Here is a 19551-nt window from a genome sequence, read left to right on the forward strand (position 1 = left end):
TTCCGCAAATGTGCATCGATAAACGATTTTCCGCGGAAAGTTGAAATCAATTTTAGGTTAAGGAATTGTTTCGAAATTCGCTTGGAATTACACATTTATAAGTCATCGATCTGCGTAGGAGCATTGTCGGTCTTGTAGTTGATAATTTTCTGGAAGAACTTATGAATACCGGGCTTGTCTGCCTTGACCTTGATGAAATGATGATCCCTGTAAATACTATATTCATCAGCTTTTCCTTTATATAGATTTAATTTGTAATAAGGAATCACGAGAGCGTAAGTTTCAAGTAGTGATCTAAACATTACGATAATCCCGTTGCCTCTCATTTCAACATTGCAAACATTGGCATTATTATCTAAAATGAGCAGGTTGTAGATTTCTATACTGGAGGAAGTTATCTGTAATTTTGGAGATCCTGAGCCACGAAGTTTGACCCGTTCCATTAGCGTAAATGGTTTTCCTACTTCAGCACTAATCTTTTCTGAGATCGCAGGACGATTGTAAGAGATATTAATTAGCATTTCTTTTTTCCTAAATATAAGGATTTGCGCTAAAAGGCTGGCGACCGGAACTTCAATTCTTTTTATCTTTGCGCACTTAATAGAATACAAAACAGGCATAAAAGCGTTGAAAATGACCATAGAACAAATTCTTGCAGCAAAAGTTAATGAAGCAGTTACCAAACATTACGAGGTGGAAGCTCCAACCATTGAGTTCCAGCCAACACGCAAGGATTTTGAAGGAGACATCACTTTAGTTGTATTCCCAATGCTGAAACAAATCAAGACCAATCCGGCTCAGCTGGCAGAAAACATTGGTAGCTATTTAAAAGAAGAGGTAACTGAAGTAGCAGATTATAATGTAGTAAAAGGATTTCTTAATATCGTAATAAGCGATGCTTACTATATTAATTTCTTTAATCAAATCAAAGATCGATCAGATTTTGGAGTGTTGTTGCCCCAAAGTGATGCCAGTGGGATCATGATTGAATATAGTTCCCCGAACACCAACAAACCCTTACACCTTGGTCATATTCGAAATAATCTCTTAGGTTTTTCTGTAGCCGAAATCTTGAAGGCTGCGGGAAATACTGTCCACAAAGTACAGGTGATCAATGACCGTGGAATACATATTTGTAAGTCTATGGTGGCATGGCAGAAATTTGGAAATGAAGAAACACCAGAATCTGCCTGTTTGAAAGGTGATAAACTCGTTGGGAATTATTATGTAAAATTTGATCAGGAATATAAAAAAGAGATCGCTGAACTTAAGAAACAGGGGAAATCTGAAGAAGAAGCAAAGGCGGAAGCTCCGATTTTTGTTGAAGCTCAGCAAATGTTACGTAACTGGGAGGCGAACGATCCCGAGGTTGTAAAGTTATGGTCTACCATGAACCAATGGGTTTATGATGGTTTTGAAAAAACCTATGATTCTCTCGGAGTCGATTTCGATAAGAATTACTATGAAAGTGAAACCTACCTTTTAGGTAAGGATAATGTCATGAAAGGTCTGAAGGATGGAGTTTTCTATCAAAAGCCTGATGGCAGTGTTTGGATCGATCTAAGCGATGAAGGCCTGGATGAGAAGATCGTACTTCGAAGTGATGGAACTGCAGTTTATATGACGCAGGATATTGGAACTGCGATCCAGAGATTTGCCGATTTCGATATCAATCAAATGGTATACACAGTAGGAAACGAACAGGAATATCATTTCAAAGTATTGTTCCTTATTCTGAAAAAATTAGGCTACGATTGGGCAGATGCGCTTTATCATTTAAGTTACGGAATGGTGGATCTTCCTAGTGGTAAAATGAAAAGCCGTGAAGGAACTGTCGTAGATGCAGATGATCTTATCAAGGAAATGACCGAAACGGCTCGTACTATTTCTGAAGACCTTGGGAAACTTGATGGTTATTCAGATTCAGAAAAAGAAGAGCTTTATAGAATCATAGGTCTTGGAGCCCTTAAATATTATATTCTGAAGGTGGATCCTCGAAAAAGAATTCTTTTTAATCCTGAAGAATCTGTAGATTTCCAGGGTAATACGGGACCTTTTATTCAGTATACCTATGCGAGAATTCAGTCGATCCTTAGAAAAGCAGATTTTGATACTACCGCGTCGCTTTCCGAAGATTTTAAATTTCATGAGAAAGAGAAGGAGTTGATCAAACAATTACAGTTATTCCCGGAAACCATTGCACTGGCGGCAGATAATCACTCACCAGCGCTAATTGCCAATTATACGTATGAACTGGTGAAATCCTTCAATTCATTCTATCAAAATGTACAGATACTTGGTATTGATGATGAAGCTGAAAAGGTGTTCAGAGTACAACTTTCAGGAACTGTAGCCAGCGTCATCAAATCGGCTTTTAAGCTACTTGGAATCGAAGTGCCGGAACGTATGTAATGGTGATCGTGTAGTAGCGATATTTAAGAAGATGGACTTTATACTTCAGCTTCAAATCATTAAATTTGCAATTCGCTGCCAGTCAGCAGGAGAATAAAACCACAGGAAAAATTATGTTTGATAATTTAAGCGATAAGTTAGATAGTGCCTTTCACGTCCTTAAAGGACACGGGCAGATCACTGAAATAAATGTTGCGGAAAGCCTTAAAGAGGTTCGACGTGCTTTAGTTGATGCCGATGTTAACTATAAGATTGCCAAGGAATTTACCAGTACGGTGAAGGAAAAGGCGATGGGTCAGGATGTACTAAAGACGTTAAAACCAGGCCAGTTAATGGTGAAACTCGTAAAAGATGAGTTGACCCAGTTAATGGGTGGTGAAGCGGAAGGAATTAATTTAAGCGGGGATCCATCTATTATTCTTATGTCTGGTTTACAGGGTAGTGGTAAGACCACTTTTTCCGGTAAACTCGCAAATTTCCTTAAAAATAAAAAAACTAAGAAACCTCTATTGGTAGCCTGTGATGTTTATCGTCCGGCCGCGATCAATCAGCTGCATGTTGTTGGAGAACAGATTGGAGTGGAGGTATTTTCAGATGAAGGAAATCAGGATCCGGTGGCGATCTCTAAAGCGGCAATCGCCTATGCTAAAGAGAATGGTCATAATGTAGTGATCATTGATACCGCGGGTCGCCTTGCTGTAGATGAAGCGATGATGACCGAGATTTCCAATATTCACAAAGCGATCCAGCCTCAGGAAACATTATTCGTAGTGGATTCCATGACGGGTCAGGATGCGGTCAATACGGCCAAAACATTCAACGAGCGCCTTAATTTTGATGGTGTTATCCTTACTAAACTGGATGGTGATACACGTGGTGGTGCGGCAATCTCCATTAAATCTGTTGTAAACAAGCCAATCAAATTTATTGGTACCGGTGAAAAAATGGATGCGATCGATATTTTTTATCCTTCGCGTATGGCAGACAGGATCCTTGGAATGGGGGATGTTGTTTCGCTTGTGGAAAGAGCTCAGGAGCAGTATGATGAAGAAGAAGCTAGAAAACTTCAGAAGAAAATTGCTAAAAATAAGTTCGGTTTTGATGATTTTCTGAATCAACTTCAGCAGATCAAAAAAATGGGATCCATGAAAGATCTTTTGGGAATGATACCAGGAGCTGGAAAAATGCTGAAGGATGTTGACATTGATGATGATGCATTCAAGGGAATTGAAGCGATCATTCACTCAATGACTCCGTTGGAAAGAAGTGAGCCTAAAGTTATCAACGCCAGTCGTAAGAAAAGAATTGCTAAAGGTTCTGGTACAACAGTACAGGAAGTAAATCAATTACTCAAGCAATTTAATCAAATGGGTAAAATGATGAAGATGATGCAAGGTGGCGGAGGCCGAAAAATGATGCAAATGATGAAGGGAATGAATTAATTCCCTTTTTTAATACAACGCAAACACAACACACAATGACAATACTCGATGGTAAACAGGTGAGTAGCGATATCAAAAATGAGATCGCTGCTGAAGTTACCAAACTAAAATCTCGTGGAGAAAAAGTACCACATCTTGCTGCGATCATCGTAGGAAAGGATGGAGCAAGTTTAACATATGTGAACAGTAAAGTAAAGGCCTGTGAAAGAGTAGGATTTCAATCCTCACTTTACAGAATGCCGCATACTGTAAGCGAGATCGAGCTGCTGGACAAGATCCAGGAATTGAACGACAATGATGATATTGATGGGTTCATAGTTCAGCTTCCTTTGCCACCACAAATTGACACTCAAAAGGTATTGAATGCAGTTGATCCAGATAAAGACGTAGATGGATTTCACCCTACGAACTTCGGAAAAATGGCACTGGATATGACCACCTTTATTCCTGCAACACCGTTTGGAATACTGGAACTTCTGGAGCGTTATGATATTCCTACTAAAGGGAAACATACAGTGGTGATAGGAAGAAGTTATATCGTAGGCAGACCTATGAGTATCCTGATGGGTCGTAGTGGTTTTCCCGGTAATTCCACGGTAACCTTAACTCATGAGTTTACAAAGAATATTACGCAGGTAACGTCTCAGGCAGATATCGTTATCATCGCAGTAGGAATTCCAGATTTTCTTAAGGCTGAAATGATCAAAGACGATGCTGTTATTATTGATGTTGGAATTACCAGAGTACCAGATGATAATACTGAAAAAGGTTATGTCATCAAGGGAGATGTAGATTTTGAAAACGTGAGCAAAAGAGCTTCATATATCACACCGGTTCCTGGTGGAGTAGGGCCTATGACGGTTTCAATGTTACTTAAAAATACACTTCTTGCAAGGGAGAGACATAAAAAAAGAGCAGATATTAAGTTGTTAGAACGATAAAAAAAAGGGAATTTAATTCCCTCTTTTTTTTAAGCTTCCTTCTCAATTTTCCAGTCGAGATAATTATGAAGATCAGACTCTATAAATCTCAATCCAAAAGTAAAGATTGCCATATCATCAATATATCCCAGACCTGGAATAAAATCTGGTATAATATCAAGTGGATTCAAAATATAAAGAAAAGAGAATGCGACAGTAGCAATTGTGAACCAAGGCACCTTGTTGTAAACACCTATTCTATAGTCTTTTAGCATCCCATACATTAACTTCGCTAGCTCGCTATATTTCTGTAATAACCCCGAATTGTTGATCTTATCATCAACTTTATCCTGGCTATCCATAGCGATGCTTACATCATTGTCGTCGATCTTTGTTACTTCAGTTTTAAAGTAATCTTCGTCTATTTTTTTCTTTAGGTTTCCAAACATAGTTTTTTCTTTTAGTTATAATCGGTGGTGAGCATTCCCATACTCTTTCTTGTAGATCTTCAGAATTAATAAAAACAAGGATACCAGTAATGGTCCAAATATCAATCCTATAAATCCAAATAGCGGTACTCCCACGATCACCCCAAAAAGCGTAATCAATGGATGAACACTTGCCAGTTTCTCAAGTACATAAAGCCGTATAATATTATCGGTTGAGCCTACAACGACTAGTCCGTAAATAAGTAGAGCTATTGCCTGGAAGTCATTTCCCTGTGCGAATAAAAGAATAACTGCGGGCAGTACTCCTATGGCAGTTCCTATAAAGGGTATCATCGAGCCAATCGCAGTAATCACAAACCAGAAGAAAGGATCTGGAACCCCAAATATCAAGTAACCTATAAGTGCTATTACACCCTGCACGATGGCTACCAGTGGAATTCCCAAAGCGTTACTTCTAACCAATTGATCACTTTCGTCGCCAATCACCCGAATATTATCCTTTCCTAACGGGATATATTCGATTAGGGAATGTCTCATTGACTTCTGATTCATAAGCATGTAGTACAGCATGAAATACATGATCCCAATCGCAATAAAGGCGTCAAATGTTCCGCCGGCAAGATTCTGAAGGTTGGAAGAAAGCCACCCGGTAATTGCTGAAGTATCTATACTCTCGCTAATGTTATATCCAATATATTCTTCAGCTATATTTAGTTGATCTTTAAGAGCACTAAGAACCCGTTCAGAATTTGCAACGGCTTTACCTATTTTACTGGTAAGCATAATTGCAATTAGAGTAACTGGGACTAAAATGCCAATGATACTTCCGGTCATTAAAAGCGTAGCTGCTAAAGCTGGTTTCCAACCTCGAAGCACCAGTTTTCTTTGCCAACCTTTCATAAGTACGTAAAGTGTAACCGCACCTAGAACCCCAGATAGGTAGGGAACGACCTCCTTGAAGATCAATACTGAAAGAAACAGTATTAATAGTAATACAAAAATTTGCCGTACAAGTGACGGTTTCAGTTTATCCATTTGGTTGGTTGGTGATGAATAAGGTTATTAACTCGCGAACAACTGACTCATATCCTTGAATGCCTTGAACTCCAACGCATTTCCGCAAGGATCTTTAAAGAACATAGTAGCCTGTTCGCCTGGTTTGCCTTCGAACCTGATATAAGGCTCTATGACGAAATCAACATTTTTTCGTTTTAGAAGACCAGCAAATTCATGAAAAACCTCCCATTGCAATACTACCCCAAAATGAGGTACTGGAACAGCCTTTCCATCTACAGGATTGGAAGTCGAACTGGCAGTTTCTTGTGGGTCCTGGTAATGTATTACCAACTGGTGCCCAAAAAAATTGAAATCCACCCAGTGATCACTACTACGGCCTTCGCCACAACCTAAAGTTTCTTTGTAAAATTTTCTACAGGACTCCAGATCAGATACTGGGATCGCTAAATGAAATGGCTGTACTTTCATAAAATTAAGATTGGTTGGTTCAAAATCGTGAACGCAAAAGGTTCATGATCTAAAATTAACAAGAACTACCAATATTAATACACGAAACAGCCTAATTCTGTGTTAAGATTTGGAAATTCTGGGACGCTTTTTCTTCCCAATTTGAATATCGTCAAGAAGAGAGCCCTCTTCAGTTTTGGTAGATTCGCCAGTAAGACCATTTATAGTATCAAGCTCTTCCTTCGTAAGATCACGCCATTCACCCACCGGAATATCCAGGGACACATTCATGATTCGAACTCTTTTTAAAGATGTCACCTCGTAGTCTAAATATTCACACATTCTACGAATTTGTCGGTTCAGACCTTGTGTAAGAATGATCTTGAAAGTGTATTTGCCAAGTTTTTCCACTTCGCATTCACGAGTTACGGTATCCAGGATAGGTATGCCGGAAGACATTTTCTTTATAAAATCTGATGTAACCGGTTTGTTGACGGAAACTACATATTCTTTTTCGTGATTATTACGTGCTCGCAAGATCTTATTCACGATATCACCGTCATTGGTAAGAAAGATAAGACCCTCACTAGGTTTATCTAAACGGCCGATAGGGAATATTCGCTTTGGATAATTGATATAGTCAACAATATTGTCTTTCTCGACTCTTGTGTCTGTAGTGCAAACGATACCTACAGGTTTATTGAAAGCGATATAAACATTAGGTTCTTTTAATTCGGCTTTGGAAACAGGTTCTCCGTTTACTTTTACCACATCGCCCGGTTTTACTTTAGTTCCCATTTCTGGAACTACGTCATTTATCGTGATGCGACCCTGGTCAATTAATTTGTCTGCCTCTCTTCGGGAACAATATCCTAACTGACTCAAATACTTATTAATTCGAACTTCTTCTGCCATGTCACAAAGATAATAGATACAATCGGGACGCCGGAATTTGAAAAAAAATAAAATCTTTAAAAGCTCAGGCAACCTTTCGTAACTTTCTCTCGTCTATATAAATAGAAGGCCTTTTGAAAATGGTAAAAGTAATACAGCTTTTTAAAAACGAATCCTCTCTCATTAAAAGAGCGAGTGCAGGTAACAGGGATGCCCAGAAGCAGATCTATGAAAAGCACGCTCCAAAAATGTTAAGTGTTTGCCGGCAGTATATAAAGGATCTGCATCATGCAGAGGATACAATGCTGAAAGGTTTTATGAAAGTGTTCGCTCACCTGGATACTTTCAAGGATGAAGGTAGTTTTGAAGGTTGGATTCGAAAGATCATGGTAAGAGAAAGCATTAGCTTTTTAAGGCAGTTCAAAGAACTACAGTTTCAGGAAGATGACGAATTTGGTCATGAAGTGGCAAATAATATAAATTCTGAAATGGACGTGGCAGACATACAATCGCTTATAGATAGTTTGCCAGAAGGTTATAAGGCGGTATTTGTAATGTATGCCGTAGAAGGATACAAGCATAGTGAAATTGCTAAGATGCTTGGGATAACCGAAGGGACCTCAAAATCCCAGCTGTTTAAAGCTCGAAAGATGCTTCAGCAAAAAATTAAATCTAATAATACATCTAGTTATGGCGCCAATTAAATTTGAAGAACATATCAGGGAAAAACTGGATAGCCGGGAGATTAGTCCATCAGCTGGAAGTTGGGATAAACTTAATGAACAGTTAGATAAAAAGGAAAGCTCGGGAAAGAATAATAAATGGTGGATTTCATCAATAGCTGCAATTTTTGTGCTTGCTCTCTGCGGAATCATTTACCTGAATATGAATAGAAGTGTTGAAAGCAATATAGTGAATACTCCGGAAATTCAGAGTCCTTCTGAAAATGCAGCCGAAGAATTCGAGAATCCCGTGCAAGTGGCAGAACAGCAAAAAACTGAAGAATCCCAGGCTCAGCCGCAATCAAAATCGCAATATATTCAGAAGGCAGCTTCCGAAGATTCAAGATCTACGTTAAACAATAAAGAGCAGATCGCATCAGTTGAAGTAGAGGAAATAATTAACAGGGAGCCTTTAAAAACTGCAACACCGGCTAGTTTTCAGGAATTGAAAATTTCCGAAGAGGTTAATAAAGTATTGGCTGAGGTTTCCAGGCTAGAGTCTCAAAACGGAGATGTGAGCGATACTGAAGTGGAAGCACTGCTCAACAGAGCCATTGCAACTATAGAAAATGAAAATATGCAAAAATCGAGTGAAATTTCAGCAGATGCTTTACTGGCCGATGTTGAAGCTGAAGTGTACGAATCATTTAAAGAAAAGGTTTTTGAGATCGTTAAAACAGGCTACCAGAAAGCTGCGGTGGCGGTGTCGAACAAACTTGATCATTCAGAAGAAAAATAATTATCCCTATCAGGGTCATTCATCAATCAATTCCTAAAAACCAAACATCATGAAATCATTACTAATTACATTCGCTTTATGCATTCTCAGCTTTAGTCCATGTGACGCACAAACTGTAGAGATCACCAACGGAAACAAGATCGAAGTTCTAAAGAAACAGCGAGAAAACATAATCAAACAGGAAAAGGAAGAGCTAAAGGCAGAAGTAGAAGCCATCAATGAGCGGCTGGACAATGAAGAAATTTCCATGCAGGAAGCTGATGAGCTGAAAGAGGAAGCCGCTAAAAAACATGCGCTGAACATCGAAAATCGTTTGGCTATCCTTGATAATAAGATCGCACTTCTGGAAAGAAACGAGGAGTCTAAAGTTGAAAGCGACAAAACATTTGTGTTTTCCTGGAAGGATGAGGACGATAAAGAAGATCCCAATTATGAGGATGAAAGAACTACTTCTACATTAATGATTGCTGCAGGATTCAATAATGCTCTATTAGATGGACAGTCTCTCAATGATTCAGATTTTAAGATAGGCGGTAGTCGGTTTTTCGAAATTGGTTGGGTTTGGAGAACAAGAGTTTTTGAGGAATCGAACTGGTTAAGACTTAAATACGGAGTTTCTTTTCAGTTCAACGGACTCAAACCTACAGATAATAGATTCCTGGTTGATAATAATGGAATTACAGAATTGCAAGAATTTGAATATGACCTGAACAAGTCAAAATTTAGAATGGATAACTTGGTTATTCCGGTGCATTTTGAATTTGGACCATCAAAGAAAATTGAAAATGATGGTGGCTATACGTTTTCAACTTATAAAAAGTTCAAGGTTGGTCTTGGAGGATATACCGGTTTCAGTTTAGGTGAAAGGCAGAAACTGAAATATAAAGAGGATGGTGACAGAACCAAGGAAAAATTGAAATCTGATTATAACACGAACGATTTTATATATGGATTGAGCGCGTATGTAGGATGGGGAAATACCTCGCTCTATGCAAAATATGATCTTAACCCGATCTTTGAAGATCCAAACCCAGAGTTGAATAATGTCTCTCTTGGAATTCGTTTCGACCTTGATTAATTAGCCAATATAGTTTAGTTTTGCAGGGCTTCAAAAGTATGTAATCGCTTTTGAAGCCCTTACTTTTTTGAAGCCTTTTCATTTTGTATTTTTCCATTAAATAGTTGTGAAAATTTGATCTCCAGAACCACCATAGATAACGTGTTTGAAACCGCCCGTGTAGAGGAGGTGATTGGGGATTTTGTACAATTAAAGAAGTCGGGTAGTAATTTGAAAGGGCTTAGTCCCTTTACAGATGAGCGTTCACCAAGTTTTATGGTTTCCCCGGTGAAACAGATCTGGAAAGATTTTAGTAGCGGAAAGGGCGGTAATGTGGTTGCTTTTTTGATGGAGCATGAACACTTCAATTACCCTGAAGCGATCAAATATCTCGCGAAAAAATACGGAATTGAAATAGAGGAGACGCAGCAGACAGATGAGCAGAAGGAGCAGGCCGATGAACGCGAAAGTATGTACCTGGTTTCAGAATATGCCAGTAAATATTTTCAGGCGCAAATGCATAAGACCGATGAAGGTCAGGCCGTAGGATTAAGCTACTTTAAGGAACGTGGCTTTACTTCTGAAACTATTAAAAAGTTTGATCTGGGATATTCTCCAGATGAATGGGATGCTTTCACGAAGAATGCGCTAGGTGATGGTTATAAACTGGAATTTCTAGAAAAAACAGGTCTCAGTATTGTTAGGGATGAGAAGACATTTGACCGTTTTAAAGGAAGAGTCATGTTTCCAATTCAATCAATGTCTGGACGGGTTCTTGGCTTTGGAGGAAGGATCCTTGGGAACACGAAAAAAGCAGCTAAATACCTCAACTCTCCGGAAAGCGATATTTACCATAAGAGTAAAGTTCTTTACGGGATCTACCACGCCAAGCAGTCTATTGCTAAAGAAGATAATTGTTACCTCGTTGAAGGGTATACCGATGTCATACAATTCCATCAAAGCGGTATAGAAAATACGGTATCCTCTTCCGGAACGGCTCTAACTTCAGAACAGATCAGGTTGATCAACAGGTTAACCAAAAATATCACGGTGTTATTTGATGGTGATGCCGCCGGAACCAGGGCTTCTATGCGAGGGATTGATCTAATTCTGGAACAGGGCATGAACGTAAAGGTTTGTCCATTCCCTGAGGGTGAGGATCCAGATAGTTTTGCCCGCTCGAATTCTGAAGCAGAACTGGAGGAGTTTCTAAAGGAAAACTCTTACGACTTCATTACGTATAAGGCTTCCCTGCTTATGGATGAAGCCAAAAATGATCCCGTAAAGAAGGCCGATCTTATTCGGGATATGGTACAGAGTATTGCGAAAATTCCTGATAATATTCAGAAGGAAGTTTATTTACAGGAATGCTCCCGGATCATGGATATTTCTGAAGACGTTCTGTTTGCAACCTTAGCTCAATTAGAAAAAAAAGACGGTAAAACTCCGGCAAGGGCTGAGAAAAAAACCATGCAGGTTGTTCGTAATGAAGAAGCTGCTCCAGTCAAAAAAGTAGATCAGCTTTATATTCTTGAGAGAAAAATCATTAGTCTCCTTGTTCTCTACGGAAGGCAGGAAGGTGAATTTCACGATGTTATTTTGAAACATAATGACCAGGGCGATCCGGTTTATGAATCTGAGGTGCAGGAGGCCAAGGTATTCGAAAAAATTTACCTGGATCTTCAGGATGATGAAATTGAATTTACCAATAAAGACTTCAGAGAACTATTTTCACTTCTTATAGAAAGACTAAATTCTGAAGATGAATTTGGAGTGGAAATGATTATCAATGACCTTGAGAAATCTCAGGCTGTTGAACTTACAGATATCCTAATGGAAGACGAGCAATATGAACTTCATGATTGGGAGCGGCATGATATTCCTGTAAAAAGCAAAACTCAGGGAGTTGCACAATTTGTTACCCAGACCATATTATCATTACGTAGGTTTTTGGTTGGTCGGAAGATCAACGAACTTATGGAAGAAATACGTGAAGTATCTTCAGAAGAAGAGCGTACAGAAAAGATCCAGGAGATCATGAGCTATACCAGTTTGAGTACGATTCTTTCAGACCGCCTGGGAAGGGTTATGTAGTGTTTAGTTGTAATAATCTGGATTGCGTGATAAGATCTGCAACATTATCCACTTTTAGTTTTTTCAGCAACCTGGTTTTGTAGGTGCTAACTGTCTTTTCGTTTATGTCAAGCGCTTCAGCAATATCCTTATTTCTTTTTCCGGAAGAAAGCAAATTTAATACTTCAGTTTCGCGGGTAGAAAGCTTCTTGAATTTTGTAATCAAACTCTTACCTCTGGTGATACCAGAATTTAGTTTCTCCGTGATCTTGCGATTTAAGTAGATTCCACCTCTTGCAACCTGGTAGATTGCCTTCTCCAGAGTCTCACTATCTGTATGTTTGGAAATATAACCTGCGGCTCCAGCTTTAATGGCGCTCAAGGCATACATTTCTTCTGGATGTGAACTGAAAATAAGTGTTTTTACCTCGGGAAATTCCTGTTTGATCCTTCTAATAGCGTTGATACCATTGATTTGGGGAAGATCCAGTTCCACGATCAAAACATCGGGAGCGTTCTTTTCTAACTGACTGAACAATTGGGTGCCACTGCTTACTCTGCCTGTAACCTGTAGTGCCGGATTGTTCTGAAGTACGCATTTGATCCCTTCAAAGATTATTGGATGATGGTCTGCAATTAATACTCGATACATGATTCTAAGTTAAAAACAAGTCCGGGGGTAACTCGTTGAGTTTGGTTTCTTTAACTTAAAAATACTGCTTTGACCCCTGATATGGGAAATCAGCTACACATATTCGACAAGATGATTATTTCAGCAGATGAACGGGTATGTCACAAACCGGTATTGGTACCATCTTATGTGTGTTTGCAGCATTCAAACGGGAATAGATCTGAAAGACTTCACGCTGCCTGCCTTCAAAATCTGAAGAAGTTTTTCCAGCTTCTTTTTGATTCATGGCCCATTCAAGTTCATCATACGATGCTCCTAATTGATCTTCATCACTTCGGCTGTCACCAAAAAGTCCGTCGGTTGGAGCTGCCGTCATAATATCATCGATGATGTTGAGGTGTTTTCCCAGCGCATAGACTTCACTTTTCATAAGATCTGCAATCGGACTAAGATCAACACCGCCATCACCATACTTTGTGTAGAATCCAACTCCAAAGTCTTCCACTTTATTTCCGGTGCCTGCAACAAGGTATCCATGTAATCCAGCGAAATAATAAAGAGTAGACATACGAAGTCTGGCTCTTGAATTTGCTAATGTAAGATCCAAAGAAGCAGATTGTCTTTCCTGGGGCATGGCAGATTTAAATTGTTCAAATACCGGGGTGAGATTTACTTCAAGATTACTAACGTTCGCAAAATTATGTTCCAGTTCGCTAATGTGTTTTCTGGCGCGGGTAACTTGGCTGCTCGCCTGGTGAATCGGCATTTCCAGACACAATGTAGGCATTCCGGTTTTTGCGCAAAGCGTTGAGGTTACTGCAGAATCTATACCACCACTCACTCCAACTACAAACCCATTCATATTCGCTTTTGTAGCGTATTCTTTTAACCAGTTTATGATATGATCAGCGACTTTTTCGGTTTGCATAATGTTGGGTGATTTAATTAGTAAGTAATACCTTTGCCTCACAAATCTAACACTAAAAGCCAATTTTTAAAAGATGGCTGCGTTAAAGCCTTCCTAATTGCCAGTTATGCTGAAAAAGATCCTATTCTTAATTACGATTATTTCGGTGTTTTCCTGTAATAATCAGTCAGAAACCGAAGAGAAGATCGATAAGATCGCTGTGGATATGGAAGTCATAAGATTTGAACAGGAATTTGCCAGTACAAAGCCTCAGCAGTTACCTAAATTAAAACAGAAATATCCATTTCTCTTTCCTGAGCAGTTTCCAGATTCGGTTTGGATAGATAAGTTATCTGATACCCTTCAGCTGGAGATCAATCAGGCTGTAGAAGATGAGTTTTCAGATTTCTCGAACCAGGAGGATGAATTATATGCACTTTTTCAGCATATGAAATACTACTTTCCGGAGTTTGAAGTACCTGTGGTGATCACGGTAACTTCCGAAGTAGATTATAAGAACAAAATAATTTATACGGGAGATTATTTATTTGTCTCTCTCGATACGTATTTAGGTACAGAGCACCAGTTTTATACCGGTCTTCAGGAATATTTGAAAAAGAACTTTAAAAAAGATCAGATCGTAGTAGATGCTGCGGAAGAGATTTCAAAAAAATACGTTCCACGTCCAGATTCCCGCACTTTTTTAAGTCATATGGTGTATTACGGCAAGATCCAGTATTTGAAGGAAAAGCTATTGCCAATGCTTGACCCTGCAAGAAGAATAGGTTATACTGAAGAAGAATTTGACTTCGCGGAAAGCAATGAATCTCAGATCTGGAGATACTTTGTAGAGAATGAACTAATTTACGATACAGATAACCAGTTGCAGACACGTTTTCTCTTTCCTGCACCATTTTCAAAATTCTATCTTCAGCTGGATGCTGAAAGTCCAGCCAGATTAGGTCAATATATTGGCCTTAGAATCGTGAAAGCATACATGGAAAAGAACGACGTATCTCTGGACAGAATGCTAAATACATTTGCTGAAGAAATTTTCAATAAAGCCAATTTTAAACCGAAGAAATAATGCCAGAATTTAAAAAATCTGAGATCAATATAGAAGTTGTAACAGACGATAATCACGTGCCTGAGAATATCACCTGGAGTGCTGAAGATGGGAATGTTTATAAAGAAGATGCAAAAGCACTAATGCTTTCTGTATGGGACAGTAAAGATCAGGAAACTTTAAGAATCGACCTTTGGACCAAGGAAATGCCGGTAGATGAGATGAAAAAATTCTTTCATCAGACATTAGTTTCTATGAGTGACACATATTATCGCGCTACACAGGATGATAAAATGCGTGATACCATGAAAGATTTCTGCGATTATTTTGCTGAAAAAACCGAAATCAAGAAGAGCTAATTGGAAAAACTGATCTTTGTTTATAATGCCGACTCGGGGAAGCTGAAATCGCTAATTGGAGCATTTCAAAAGATTGTGGATCCCGAGTCCTACGATTGTAATTTATGCAAACTTACTTACGGTGCTTTTGATGAAAAGAAGGCTTGGAGGGACTTTCGTAAAAATGGAGATCTTGATATGGAATTCTTGCACAGAGATGAGTTTTTGAAAAGCTATGCTTCAAAATTCGGACATAAGTTTGAATTTCCTATCATTCTCGCGCAGAACCAGAAAGGTCTGGAAGTCTTAGTGTCAACTTCAGAAATGACGGAAATAACGGAGGTTGAGGAGCTTATTTCGAGAATTAAGCAAAGAACCTAATTTTTCTGATTTTCTGGAAAAAATTGTGACCAGTTTGTTGGCTTAAGATGTTCTAATATTCCCTGCAATCCATATTCTCCGTTTCGAATGAGCATTTCTCCATTCGGTTTTATTATAGCGTATGAACCACATAAGCTTGGGTTCCTAAATATTTTTTTTCTCAAGAAATCATACTGATCCTTAAATATAAATTCAGACTGCTTTTCTTTGAGTTCAGGTAGCTTGATGCCATTTTCGAAATGACTGGAATATTTAACTTGAGGATACTCTTTTTCTAATTGTTTTATGTGTCTGGATATGTATCGATAACTATTACCAACTCGCTGAGAATTCCATTCATTTGGTGCTTGATTAGTGCAATAATCATCTTTGAAGGTGTAGTGTAAAATGAAGGTGGTTTTAGCAGTATATGTATTGCCGGTCAGAATAGTCATGGATTCCTTAAACTGCCGGTAATTGATGTTGTAGGTTTCGTAAACAGGATGACTGAATCTAATAACCATGCTGCTATCTCGAGCAGCATATTTCCATAATGCGAAATCCCCATCACCAGAAATCAATTTTGCATCAAAGGCTTCTTGAGAAATAGAATTCCCATTTTTATCGAGGTAGTAATTGGTCGAAGGAACTTTGTAGACACTGCAGCTATAGTTAATAAGAGCAATACCAAGAATTAATGCAATGTTGCAAATGTTTCCTGACATCTATTTATTATTCAACTGTTCATTGATACTTTCAATATAATCCAGTACTTCATCTTTTCCTAAACCTGCAGATGCTGAAGTAATAAAAAATTCCGGCATCTCTTCCCAGGTTTCCAGCATTTCAGCCTTATAGTTAGCAATATGCTTGTCAAGAACCTTCGGTTTAAGCTTATCAGCTTTAGTGAAAATGATACAGAATGGGATCGCGTTTTCTCCCATCCACTGCATAAACTCCATATCTATAGGTTGAGGGGAATGTCTTGAATCAATAAGAACAAATGCGCACACCATTTGTTTACGTTGCTCGAAATATGCGGTGATGAATTTCTGAAATACTTTTTTAGTAGATTTTGAAACCTGCGCATAACCATATCCCGGTAGATCCACCAGGTGCCAGTTCTTATTGATCAAAAAATGATTGATCAACTGGGTTTTTCCAGGTTTCGCTGAAGTTTTTGCCAGAGCCTTTCTGCCCGTAATCATATTGATAAGTGACGATTTTCCAACATTACTACGGCCAATGAATGCATATTCCGGCAGGGAGCTGTTTGGACAATGATCAACTTTGGAATTGCTTATAACGAATTCTGCAGTTTTGATCTTCATAATAAAAGATTTTTAGATAGCTCTTTCTTTAAGCCATGCGTGAAGCACTTCATTGAATTCCTGGGGATGCTCCATCATAGCTGCATGGCCGCATTGATCGATCCAGTACAGATCTGAATCTGGTAATAATCTCTGGAAATCCTCAGCAACTTCAGGAGGAGTGACAGTGTCATTTTTCCCCCAGATAATACAGGTAGGCGTTTTCATCTTTGGAAGATCTTTCGCCATATTGTGTCGAATTGCGCTCTTGGCAATAGCCAGTGTCTTTACAAGTTTATTTCGATCACTTACTGTTTCATATACTTCGTCCACGATTTCCTTAGTTGCAACCTGAGGATCGTAAAAAACGGCTTCAGCTTTTTTCTTGATAAATTCGTAATCACCACGTCTTGGATAACTCTCGCCCATGGCGTTTTCATATAATCCAGAACTACCAGTGATAACCAGGGCTTCTACACTTTCAGGAAACATTTTAGTAGCCAGCAATGCGATATGACCTCCAAGGGAATTACCAAGCAGAATCACTTTTTGGTAGCCTTTATGGTCCAGAAATTCCTTTAGATATTTGGCGAACGTACCTACACTGGTCTTGAGAAGAGACATTGAATAAAGTGGTAATTCCGGGATTAACACCTTATAGCCATTTTCCGGAAAGTAACTTACAACTCCGTCAAAATTACTTAGGCCTCCCATAAGTCCGTGAAGAATAACAATCGGGGTGCCTTCGCCTTTTTCTAGATATGTGAATTTCCCCTCCTGCCTTAAGTGATCTTTCATTGATAGCCTTTGCGGTTAGCAATCGCAAATATAGCGATTTCGATACAAGTATAATCATTTTTGATTAACTGCAAACTCATTTCTGGTAAGTGGGAATATAAGATTTCAGCGAAAATTTAAACTTATTGCTCCACTTTTTCCCACGAATTTTCAAGAGTCTGAATAATAAGGAAATAGAGCTATTTCGTAGGTTTTCAATCACATACGGTGGTAAAACTTATCAACATTGTGGTAGAAAGTGGTAAAATGTGGTATTATTTTCAATATATTTGACTTTATAAAGTCAAAGCGTGGTAAATCTCATTGGGACATACGAATGTAAAGTAGATGCTAAGGGCCGGTTAATGGTTCCTTCAGCATTGAAAAAGCAATTGTCTCCAATGTTGCAGGAAGGTTTCGTGATTAAAAGGTCAGTTTTTCAGCCTTGTCTGGAATTGTATCCTATGGAACAATGGAATATAATGATGGCGAAGATCAATAAACTGAACAGGTTTAAAAAGCAAAACAATGATTTTATAAGAAGGTTTACTGCCGGTGTTAAGACAGTGGAAGTGGACTCGAATGGTCGTCTCTTAATTCCGAAGGACCTAATGGGTTTCGCCGGTATTGAGAAGGAGATCGTCCTCTCGTCTGCGATTAACATCGTAGAGATATGGGATAAAGATAAATATGAAAACGCCATTGAAGGTTCTTCAGATGATGACTTTGCAAGTCTTGCTGAAGATGTGATGGGTAACGACGATCTTGATGGACTATCATAATCCTGTTCTTTTGAAGGAATCTGTTGATGGCTTGAATATCCAGCCAGATGGAGTGTATGTAGATGTAACTTTTGGAGGTGGTGGTCATTCCAGGGAGATTCTAAGCAGGCTTGGACCTTCGGGGAAATTATATGCCTTCGACCAGGACAAGGACGCGTTGGAGAATAAGATAGATGATGAGCGTTTTACACTTATTAATGAAAATTTCAGATTTCTGAAGAGATTTCTAAGATTCTATGGTGTTAAGGAAGTTGATGGAATTCTAGGTGATTTTGGTGTTTCCTCGCATCAGTTCAATGAAGCTGAAAGAGGGTTTTCAACCAGATTCGATGCCAGGCTGGATATGAGAATGAACCAGGGAGATAAGTTAAGTGCATACGAAGTCATTAATGAATACGAAGAGGAGCAACTAAAGAAGTTATTCTATGCGTATGCAGATTTGAAAAACGCACCCAAACTTGCCCGTACCATCGTGGAAGAAAGAAAGAACGGAGCTATAGAAACCAGTGAGCAGCTAAAGGATCTATTGAAGCCGCATTTATTCCGCGGAAAGGAAAATAAGATACTGGCACAGATCTATCAGGCAATTCGTATAGAAGTGAATCAGGAAATTGAAGTGCTCAAAGAATTTCTTCAGCAAACTGAAGAAGTGATCCGGAAAGACGGAAGGTTGAGTTTGATCTCTTACCACTCTCTTGAAGACAGGTTGGTGAAGCGATATATAAGGAGTGGACTGTTTGAGGGAGAACCAGAGAAAGACATGTATGGCAATATAGATGTTCCGTTCAGAAAAACCAGCGGACTCATCATTCCATCGAGAGATGAAATAAAACAAAATAACAGGGCGAGAAGTGCTAAATTAAGAGTGGCGCGTAAGCTTTAAGAATTATGAAGAAAGGGTTTTACAATATACTTAAGGCTAATTTTCTTATTAGCGAAGATGCTGTAAAAAACTGGCGGTTCATCGTTTACTGTACCGTTCTGGCAATTATCATGATCGCCAGTTCTCACAATGCAGAAAAGAAGGTGCACCAGATCGCAAGATTGAGCACAGAAGTCAAGGAGTTGAGAAGTGAGCATATTGAACGAAGATCAGATCTAATGAAGATCAAAATGGAATCCACTATCACCGAATCTATGTCGGGTAAAGGTATTGGGCCGTCTGATACGCCACCGAACAAAATTAGAGTCATCATAAAAGAATAAAC

General features: G+C 38.8%; 23 protein-coding genes. 13 read left to right on the forward strand and 10 right to left on the reverse strand.

The window, feature by feature from the left end; translation table 11 throughout:
* Window positions 1–95: 95 nt before the first annotated feature.
* On the reverse strand, window positions 96–521 hold the full coding sequence (locus T8I65_RS02905) for a hypothetical protein (protein ID WP_298525658.1): 426 nt from the start codon (window positions 519–521) through the stop codon (window positions 96–98).
* Window positions 522–633: 112 nt separating this feature from the next.
* On the opposite strand from T8I65_RS02905, the gene argS reads away from it, so the two are divergent.
* From argS to T8I65_RS02920, 3 genes are all read left to right on the forward strand, one after another.
* Entirely contained in the window at window positions 634–2412 is a 1779-nt protein-coding gene (argS, locus tag T8I65_RS02910) for an arginine--tRNA ligase (protein WP_322301958.1), read from the forward strand.
* A 113-nt stretch (window positions 2413–2525) separates the two neighbouring features.
* Window positions 2526–3854, forward strand: coding sequence for a signal recognition particle protein (gene ffh / locus T8I65_RS02915; RefSeq protein ID WP_295178098.1), 1329 nt, complete (start codon window positions 2526–2528; stop codon window positions 3852–3854).
* Between the two features lie 35 nt (window positions 3855–3889).
* A complete protein-coding gene (locus tag T8I65_RS02920) occupies window positions 3890–4795 on the forward strand; it encodes a bifunctional 5,10-methylenetetrahydrofolate dehydrogenase/5,10-methenyltetrahydrofolate cyclohydrolase (RefSeq protein ID WP_322301959.1) in 906 nt (301 codons plus the stop codon).
* Window positions 4796–4824: 29 nt separating this feature from the next.
* On the opposite strand, the gene T8I65_RS02925 is transcribed toward T8I65_RS02920, so the two are convergent.
* From T8I65_RS02925 to rluF, 4 genes are all read right to left on the reverse strand, one after another.
* Window positions 4825–5223: a YkvA family protein gene (locus tag T8I65_RS02925; RefSeq protein WP_298525424.1), complete on the reverse strand. Its 399-nt coding sequence runs from the start codon at window positions 5221–5223 to the stop codon at window positions 4825–4827.
* Between the two features lie 15 nt (window positions 5224–5238).
* Window positions 5239–6258, reverse strand: a complete 1020-nt coding sequence (locus T8I65_RS02930; RefSeq protein ID WP_322301960.1) for an AI-2E family transporter — start codon at window positions 6256–6258, stop codon at window positions 5239–5241.
* Between the two features lie 27 nt (window positions 6259–6285).
* Window positions 6286–6708, reverse strand: a complete 423-nt coding sequence (locus tag T8I65_RS02935) for a VOC family protein (RefSeq protein ID WP_322301961.1) — start codon at window positions 6706–6708, stop codon at window positions 6286–6288.
* A gap of 102 nt (window positions 6709–6810) precedes the next feature.
* Window positions 6811–7602 (reverse strand): 23S rRNA pseudouridine(2604) synthase RluF, encoded by a 792-nt coding sequence (gene rluF / locus T8I65_RS02940; RefSeq protein WP_322301962.1) that lies wholly within the window; start codon window positions 7600–7602, stop codon window positions 6811–6813.
* A 119-nt stretch (window positions 7603–7721) separates the two neighbouring features.
* On the opposite strand from rluF, the gene T8I65_RS02945 reads away from it, so the two are divergent.
* The 4 genes from T8I65_RS02945 to dnaG all read left to right on the forward strand — a co-directional run bounded on the left by T8I65_RS02945 (window position 7722) and on the right by dnaG (window position 12193).
* Window positions 7722–8285, forward strand: coding sequence for an RNA polymerase sigma factor (locus T8I65_RS02945; protein WP_322301963.1), 564 nt, complete (start codon window positions 7722–7724; stop codon window positions 8283–8285).
* Window positions 8272–9042: a hypothetical protein gene (locus T8I65_RS02950; RefSeq protein ID WP_322301964.1), complete on the forward strand. Its 771-nt coding sequence runs from the start codon at window positions 8272–8274 to the stop codon at window positions 9040–9042. The genes T8I65_RS02945 and T8I65_RS02950 overlap by 14 nt, the downstream gene beginning before the upstream one ends.
* A gap of 49 nt (window positions 9043–9091) precedes the next feature.
* A complete protein-coding gene (locus T8I65_RS02955; RefSeq protein WP_322301965.1) occupies window positions 9092–10120 on the forward strand; it encodes a hypothetical protein in 1029 nt (342 codons plus the stop codon).
* 114 nt (window positions 10121–10234) lie between these two features.
* On the forward strand, window positions 10235–12193 hold the full coding sequence (dnaG, locus tag T8I65_RS02960) for a DNA primase (protein ID WP_322301966.1): 1959 nt from the start codon (window positions 10235–10237) through the stop codon (window positions 12191–12193).
* On the opposite strand, the gene T8I65_RS02965 is transcribed toward dnaG, so the two are convergent.
* Together T8I65_RS02965 and nadE are read right to left on the reverse strand one after the other, a co-directional pair.
* Window positions 12186–12824: a response regulator gene (locus T8I65_RS02965; RefSeq protein ID WP_141876873.1), complete on the reverse strand. Its 639-nt coding sequence runs from the start codon at window positions 12822–12824 to the stop codon at window positions 12186–12188. The genes dnaG and T8I65_RS02965 overlap by 8 nt on opposite strands.
* A 115-nt stretch (window positions 12825–12939) precedes the next feature.
* Window positions 12940–13731, reverse strand: coding sequence for an NAD(+) synthase (nadE, locus tag T8I65_RS02970; protein ID WP_322301967.1), 792 nt, complete (start codon window positions 13729–13731; stop codon window positions 12940–12942).
* A gap of 106 nt (window positions 13732–13837) precedes the next feature.
* Between nadE and gldB the strand changes: the two genes are divergently transcribed.
* From gldB to T8I65_RS02985, 3 genes are read left to right on the forward strand one after another with little or no spacing between them, the layout of a single operon-like run.
* A complete protein-coding gene (gldB, locus tag T8I65_RS02975; protein WP_322301968.1) occupies window positions 13838–14797 on the forward strand; it encodes a gliding motility lipoprotein GldB in 960 nt (319 codons plus the stop codon).
* Window positions 14797–15135, forward strand: a complete 339-nt coding sequence (gene gldC / locus T8I65_RS02980; RefSeq protein ID WP_322301969.1) for a gliding motility protein GldC — start codon at window positions 14797–14799, stop codon at window positions 15133–15135. Before gldB ends, gldC begins: the two co-directional genes overlap by 1 nt.
* Window positions 15136–15495: a GTPase gene (locus tag T8I65_RS02985; protein WP_322301970.1), complete on the forward strand. Its 360-nt coding sequence runs from the start codon at window positions 15136–15138 to the stop codon at window positions 15493–15495.
* Here the strand turns inward: T8I65_RS02985 and T8I65_RS02990 are convergent.
* The 3 genes from T8I65_RS02990 to T8I65_RS03000 are packed head-to-tail and all read right to left on the reverse strand — an operon-like array spanning window position 15492 to window position 17582.
* Window positions 15492–16199, reverse strand: a complete 708-nt coding sequence (locus tag T8I65_RS02990; RefSeq protein WP_322301971.1) for a hypothetical protein — start codon at window positions 16197–16199, stop codon at window positions 15492–15494. The genes T8I65_RS02985 and T8I65_RS02990 overlap by 4 nt on opposite strands.
* Window positions 16200–16805 carry a ribosome biogenesis GTP-binding protein YihA/YsxC gene (yihA, locus tag T8I65_RS02995; protein ID WP_322301972.1) on the reverse strand — a complete coding sequence of 202 codons (606 nt, stop codon included), beginning with the start codon at window positions 16803–16805 and terminating at the stop codon, window positions 16200–16202.
* A gap of 12 nt (window positions 16806–16817) precedes the next feature.
* The gene (locus tag T8I65_RS03000) at window positions 16818–17582 is read right to left on the reverse strand and encodes an alpha/beta hydrolase (RefSeq protein ID WP_322301973.1); all 765 of its coding nucleotides are present in this window, start codon (window positions 17580–17582) and stop codon (window positions 16818–16820) included.
* 290 nt (window positions 17583–17872) lie between these two features.
* Between T8I65_RS03000 and mraZ the strand changes: the two genes are divergently transcribed.
* The 3 genes from mraZ to T8I65_RS03015 are packed head-to-tail and all read left to right on the forward strand — an operon-like array spanning window position 17873 to window position 19549.
* The gene (gene mraZ, locus T8I65_RS03005) at window positions 17873–18343 is read left to right on the forward strand and encodes a division/cell wall cluster transcriptional repressor MraZ (RefSeq protein ID WP_322301974.1); all 471 of its coding nucleotides are present in this window, start codon (window positions 17873–17875) and stop codon (window positions 18341–18343) included.
* On the forward strand, window positions 18330–19226 hold the full coding sequence (gene rsmH / locus T8I65_RS03010) for a 16S rRNA (cytosine(1402)-N(4))-methyltransferase RsmH (protein WP_322301975.1): 897 nt from the start codon (window positions 18330–18332) through the stop codon (window positions 19224–19226). Before mraZ ends, rsmH begins: the two co-directional genes overlap by 14 nt.
* Window positions 19227–19231: 5 nt before the next feature.
* Complete coding sequence (locus T8I65_RS03015; RefSeq protein WP_141876881.1) at window positions 19232–19549, forward strand: FtsL-like putative cell division protein; 318 nt, start codon at window positions 19232–19234, stop codon at window positions 19547–19549.
* Window positions 19550–19551 lie beyond the last annotated feature (2 nt).

The organism is Christiangramia sp. OXR-203 (assembly GCF_034372165.1).
Taxonomy (GTDB): domain Bacteria; phylum Bacteroidota; class Bacteroidia; order Flavobacteriales; family Flavobacteriaceae; genus Christiangramia.

Coding starts and splice junctions, on each gene's coding strand:
- T8I65_RS02905 (WP_298525658.1), bottom strand. CDS start 521: ATGCTAATTAATATCTCTTACAATCGTCCTGCGATCTCAGAAAAGATT.
- ffh (WP_295178098.1), top strand. CDS start 2,526: ATGTTTGATAATTTAAGCGATAAGTTAGATAGTGCCTTTCACGTCCTT.
- T8I65_RS02990 (WP_322301971.1), bottom strand. CDS start 16,199: ATGTCAGGAAACATTTGCAACATTGCATTAATTCTTGGTATTGCTCTT.
- rluF (WP_322301962.1), bottom strand. CDS start 7,602: ATGGCAGAAGAAGTTCGAATTAATAAGTATTTGAGTCAGTTAGGATAT.
- T8I65_RS02950 (WP_322301964.1), top strand. CDS start 8,272: ATGGCGCCAATTAAATTTGAAGAACATATCAGGGAAAAACTGGATAGC.
- T8I65_RS02920 (WP_322301959.1), top strand. CDS start 3,890: ATGACAATACTCGATGGTAAACAGGTGAGTAGCGATATCAAAAATGAG.
- rsmH (WP_322301975.1), top strand. CDS start 18,330: ATGGACTATCATAATCCTGTTCTTTTGAAGGAATCTGTTGATGGCTTG.
- T8I65_RS02930 (WP_322301960.1), bottom strand. CDS start 6,258: ATGGATAAACTGAAACCGTCACTTGTACGGCAAATTTTTGTATTACTA.
- T8I65_RS02935 (WP_322301961.1), bottom strand. CDS start 6,708: ATGAAAGTACAGCCATTTCATTTAGCGATCCCAGTATCTGATCTGGAG.
- gldB (WP_322301968.1), top strand. CDS start 13,838: ATGCTGAAAAAGATCCTATTCTTAATTACGATTATTTCGGTGTTTTCC.
- argS (WP_322301958.1), top strand. CDS start 634: ATGACCATAGAACAAATTCTTGCAGCAAAAGTTAATGAAGCAGTTACC.
- gldC (WP_322301969.1), top strand. CDS start 14,797: ATGCCAGAATTTAAAAAATCTGAGATCAATATAGAAGTTGTAACAGAC.
- nadE (WP_322301967.1), bottom strand. CDS start 13,731: ATGCAAACCGAAAAAGTCGCTGATCATATCATAAACTGGTTAAAAGAA.
- T8I65_RS03000 (WP_322301973.1), bottom strand. CDS start 17,582: ATGAAAGATCACTTAAGGCAGGAGGGGAAATTCACATATCTAGAAAAA.
- yihA (WP_322301972.1), bottom strand. CDS start 16,805: ATGAAGATCAAAACTGCAGAATTCGTTATAAGCAATTCCAAAGTTGAT.
- T8I65_RS02965 (WP_141876873.1), bottom strand. CDS start 12,824: ATGTATCGAGTATTAATTGCAGACCATCATCCAATAATCTTTGAAGGG.
- T8I65_RS02925 (WP_298525424.1), bottom strand. CDS start 5,223: ATGTTTGGAAACCTAAAGAAAAAAATAGACGAAGATTACTTTAAAACT.
- T8I65_RS03015 (WP_141876881.1), top strand. CDS start 19,232: ATGAAGAAAGGGTTTTACAATATACTTAAGGCTAATTTTCTTATTAGC.
- T8I65_RS02945 (WP_322301963.1), top strand. CDS start 7,722: ATGGTAAAAGTAATACAGCTTTTTAAAAACGAATCCTCTCTCATTAAA.
- T8I65_RS02955 (WP_322301965.1), top strand. CDS start 9,092: ATGAAATCATTACTAATTACATTCGCTTTATGCATTCTCAGCTTTAGT.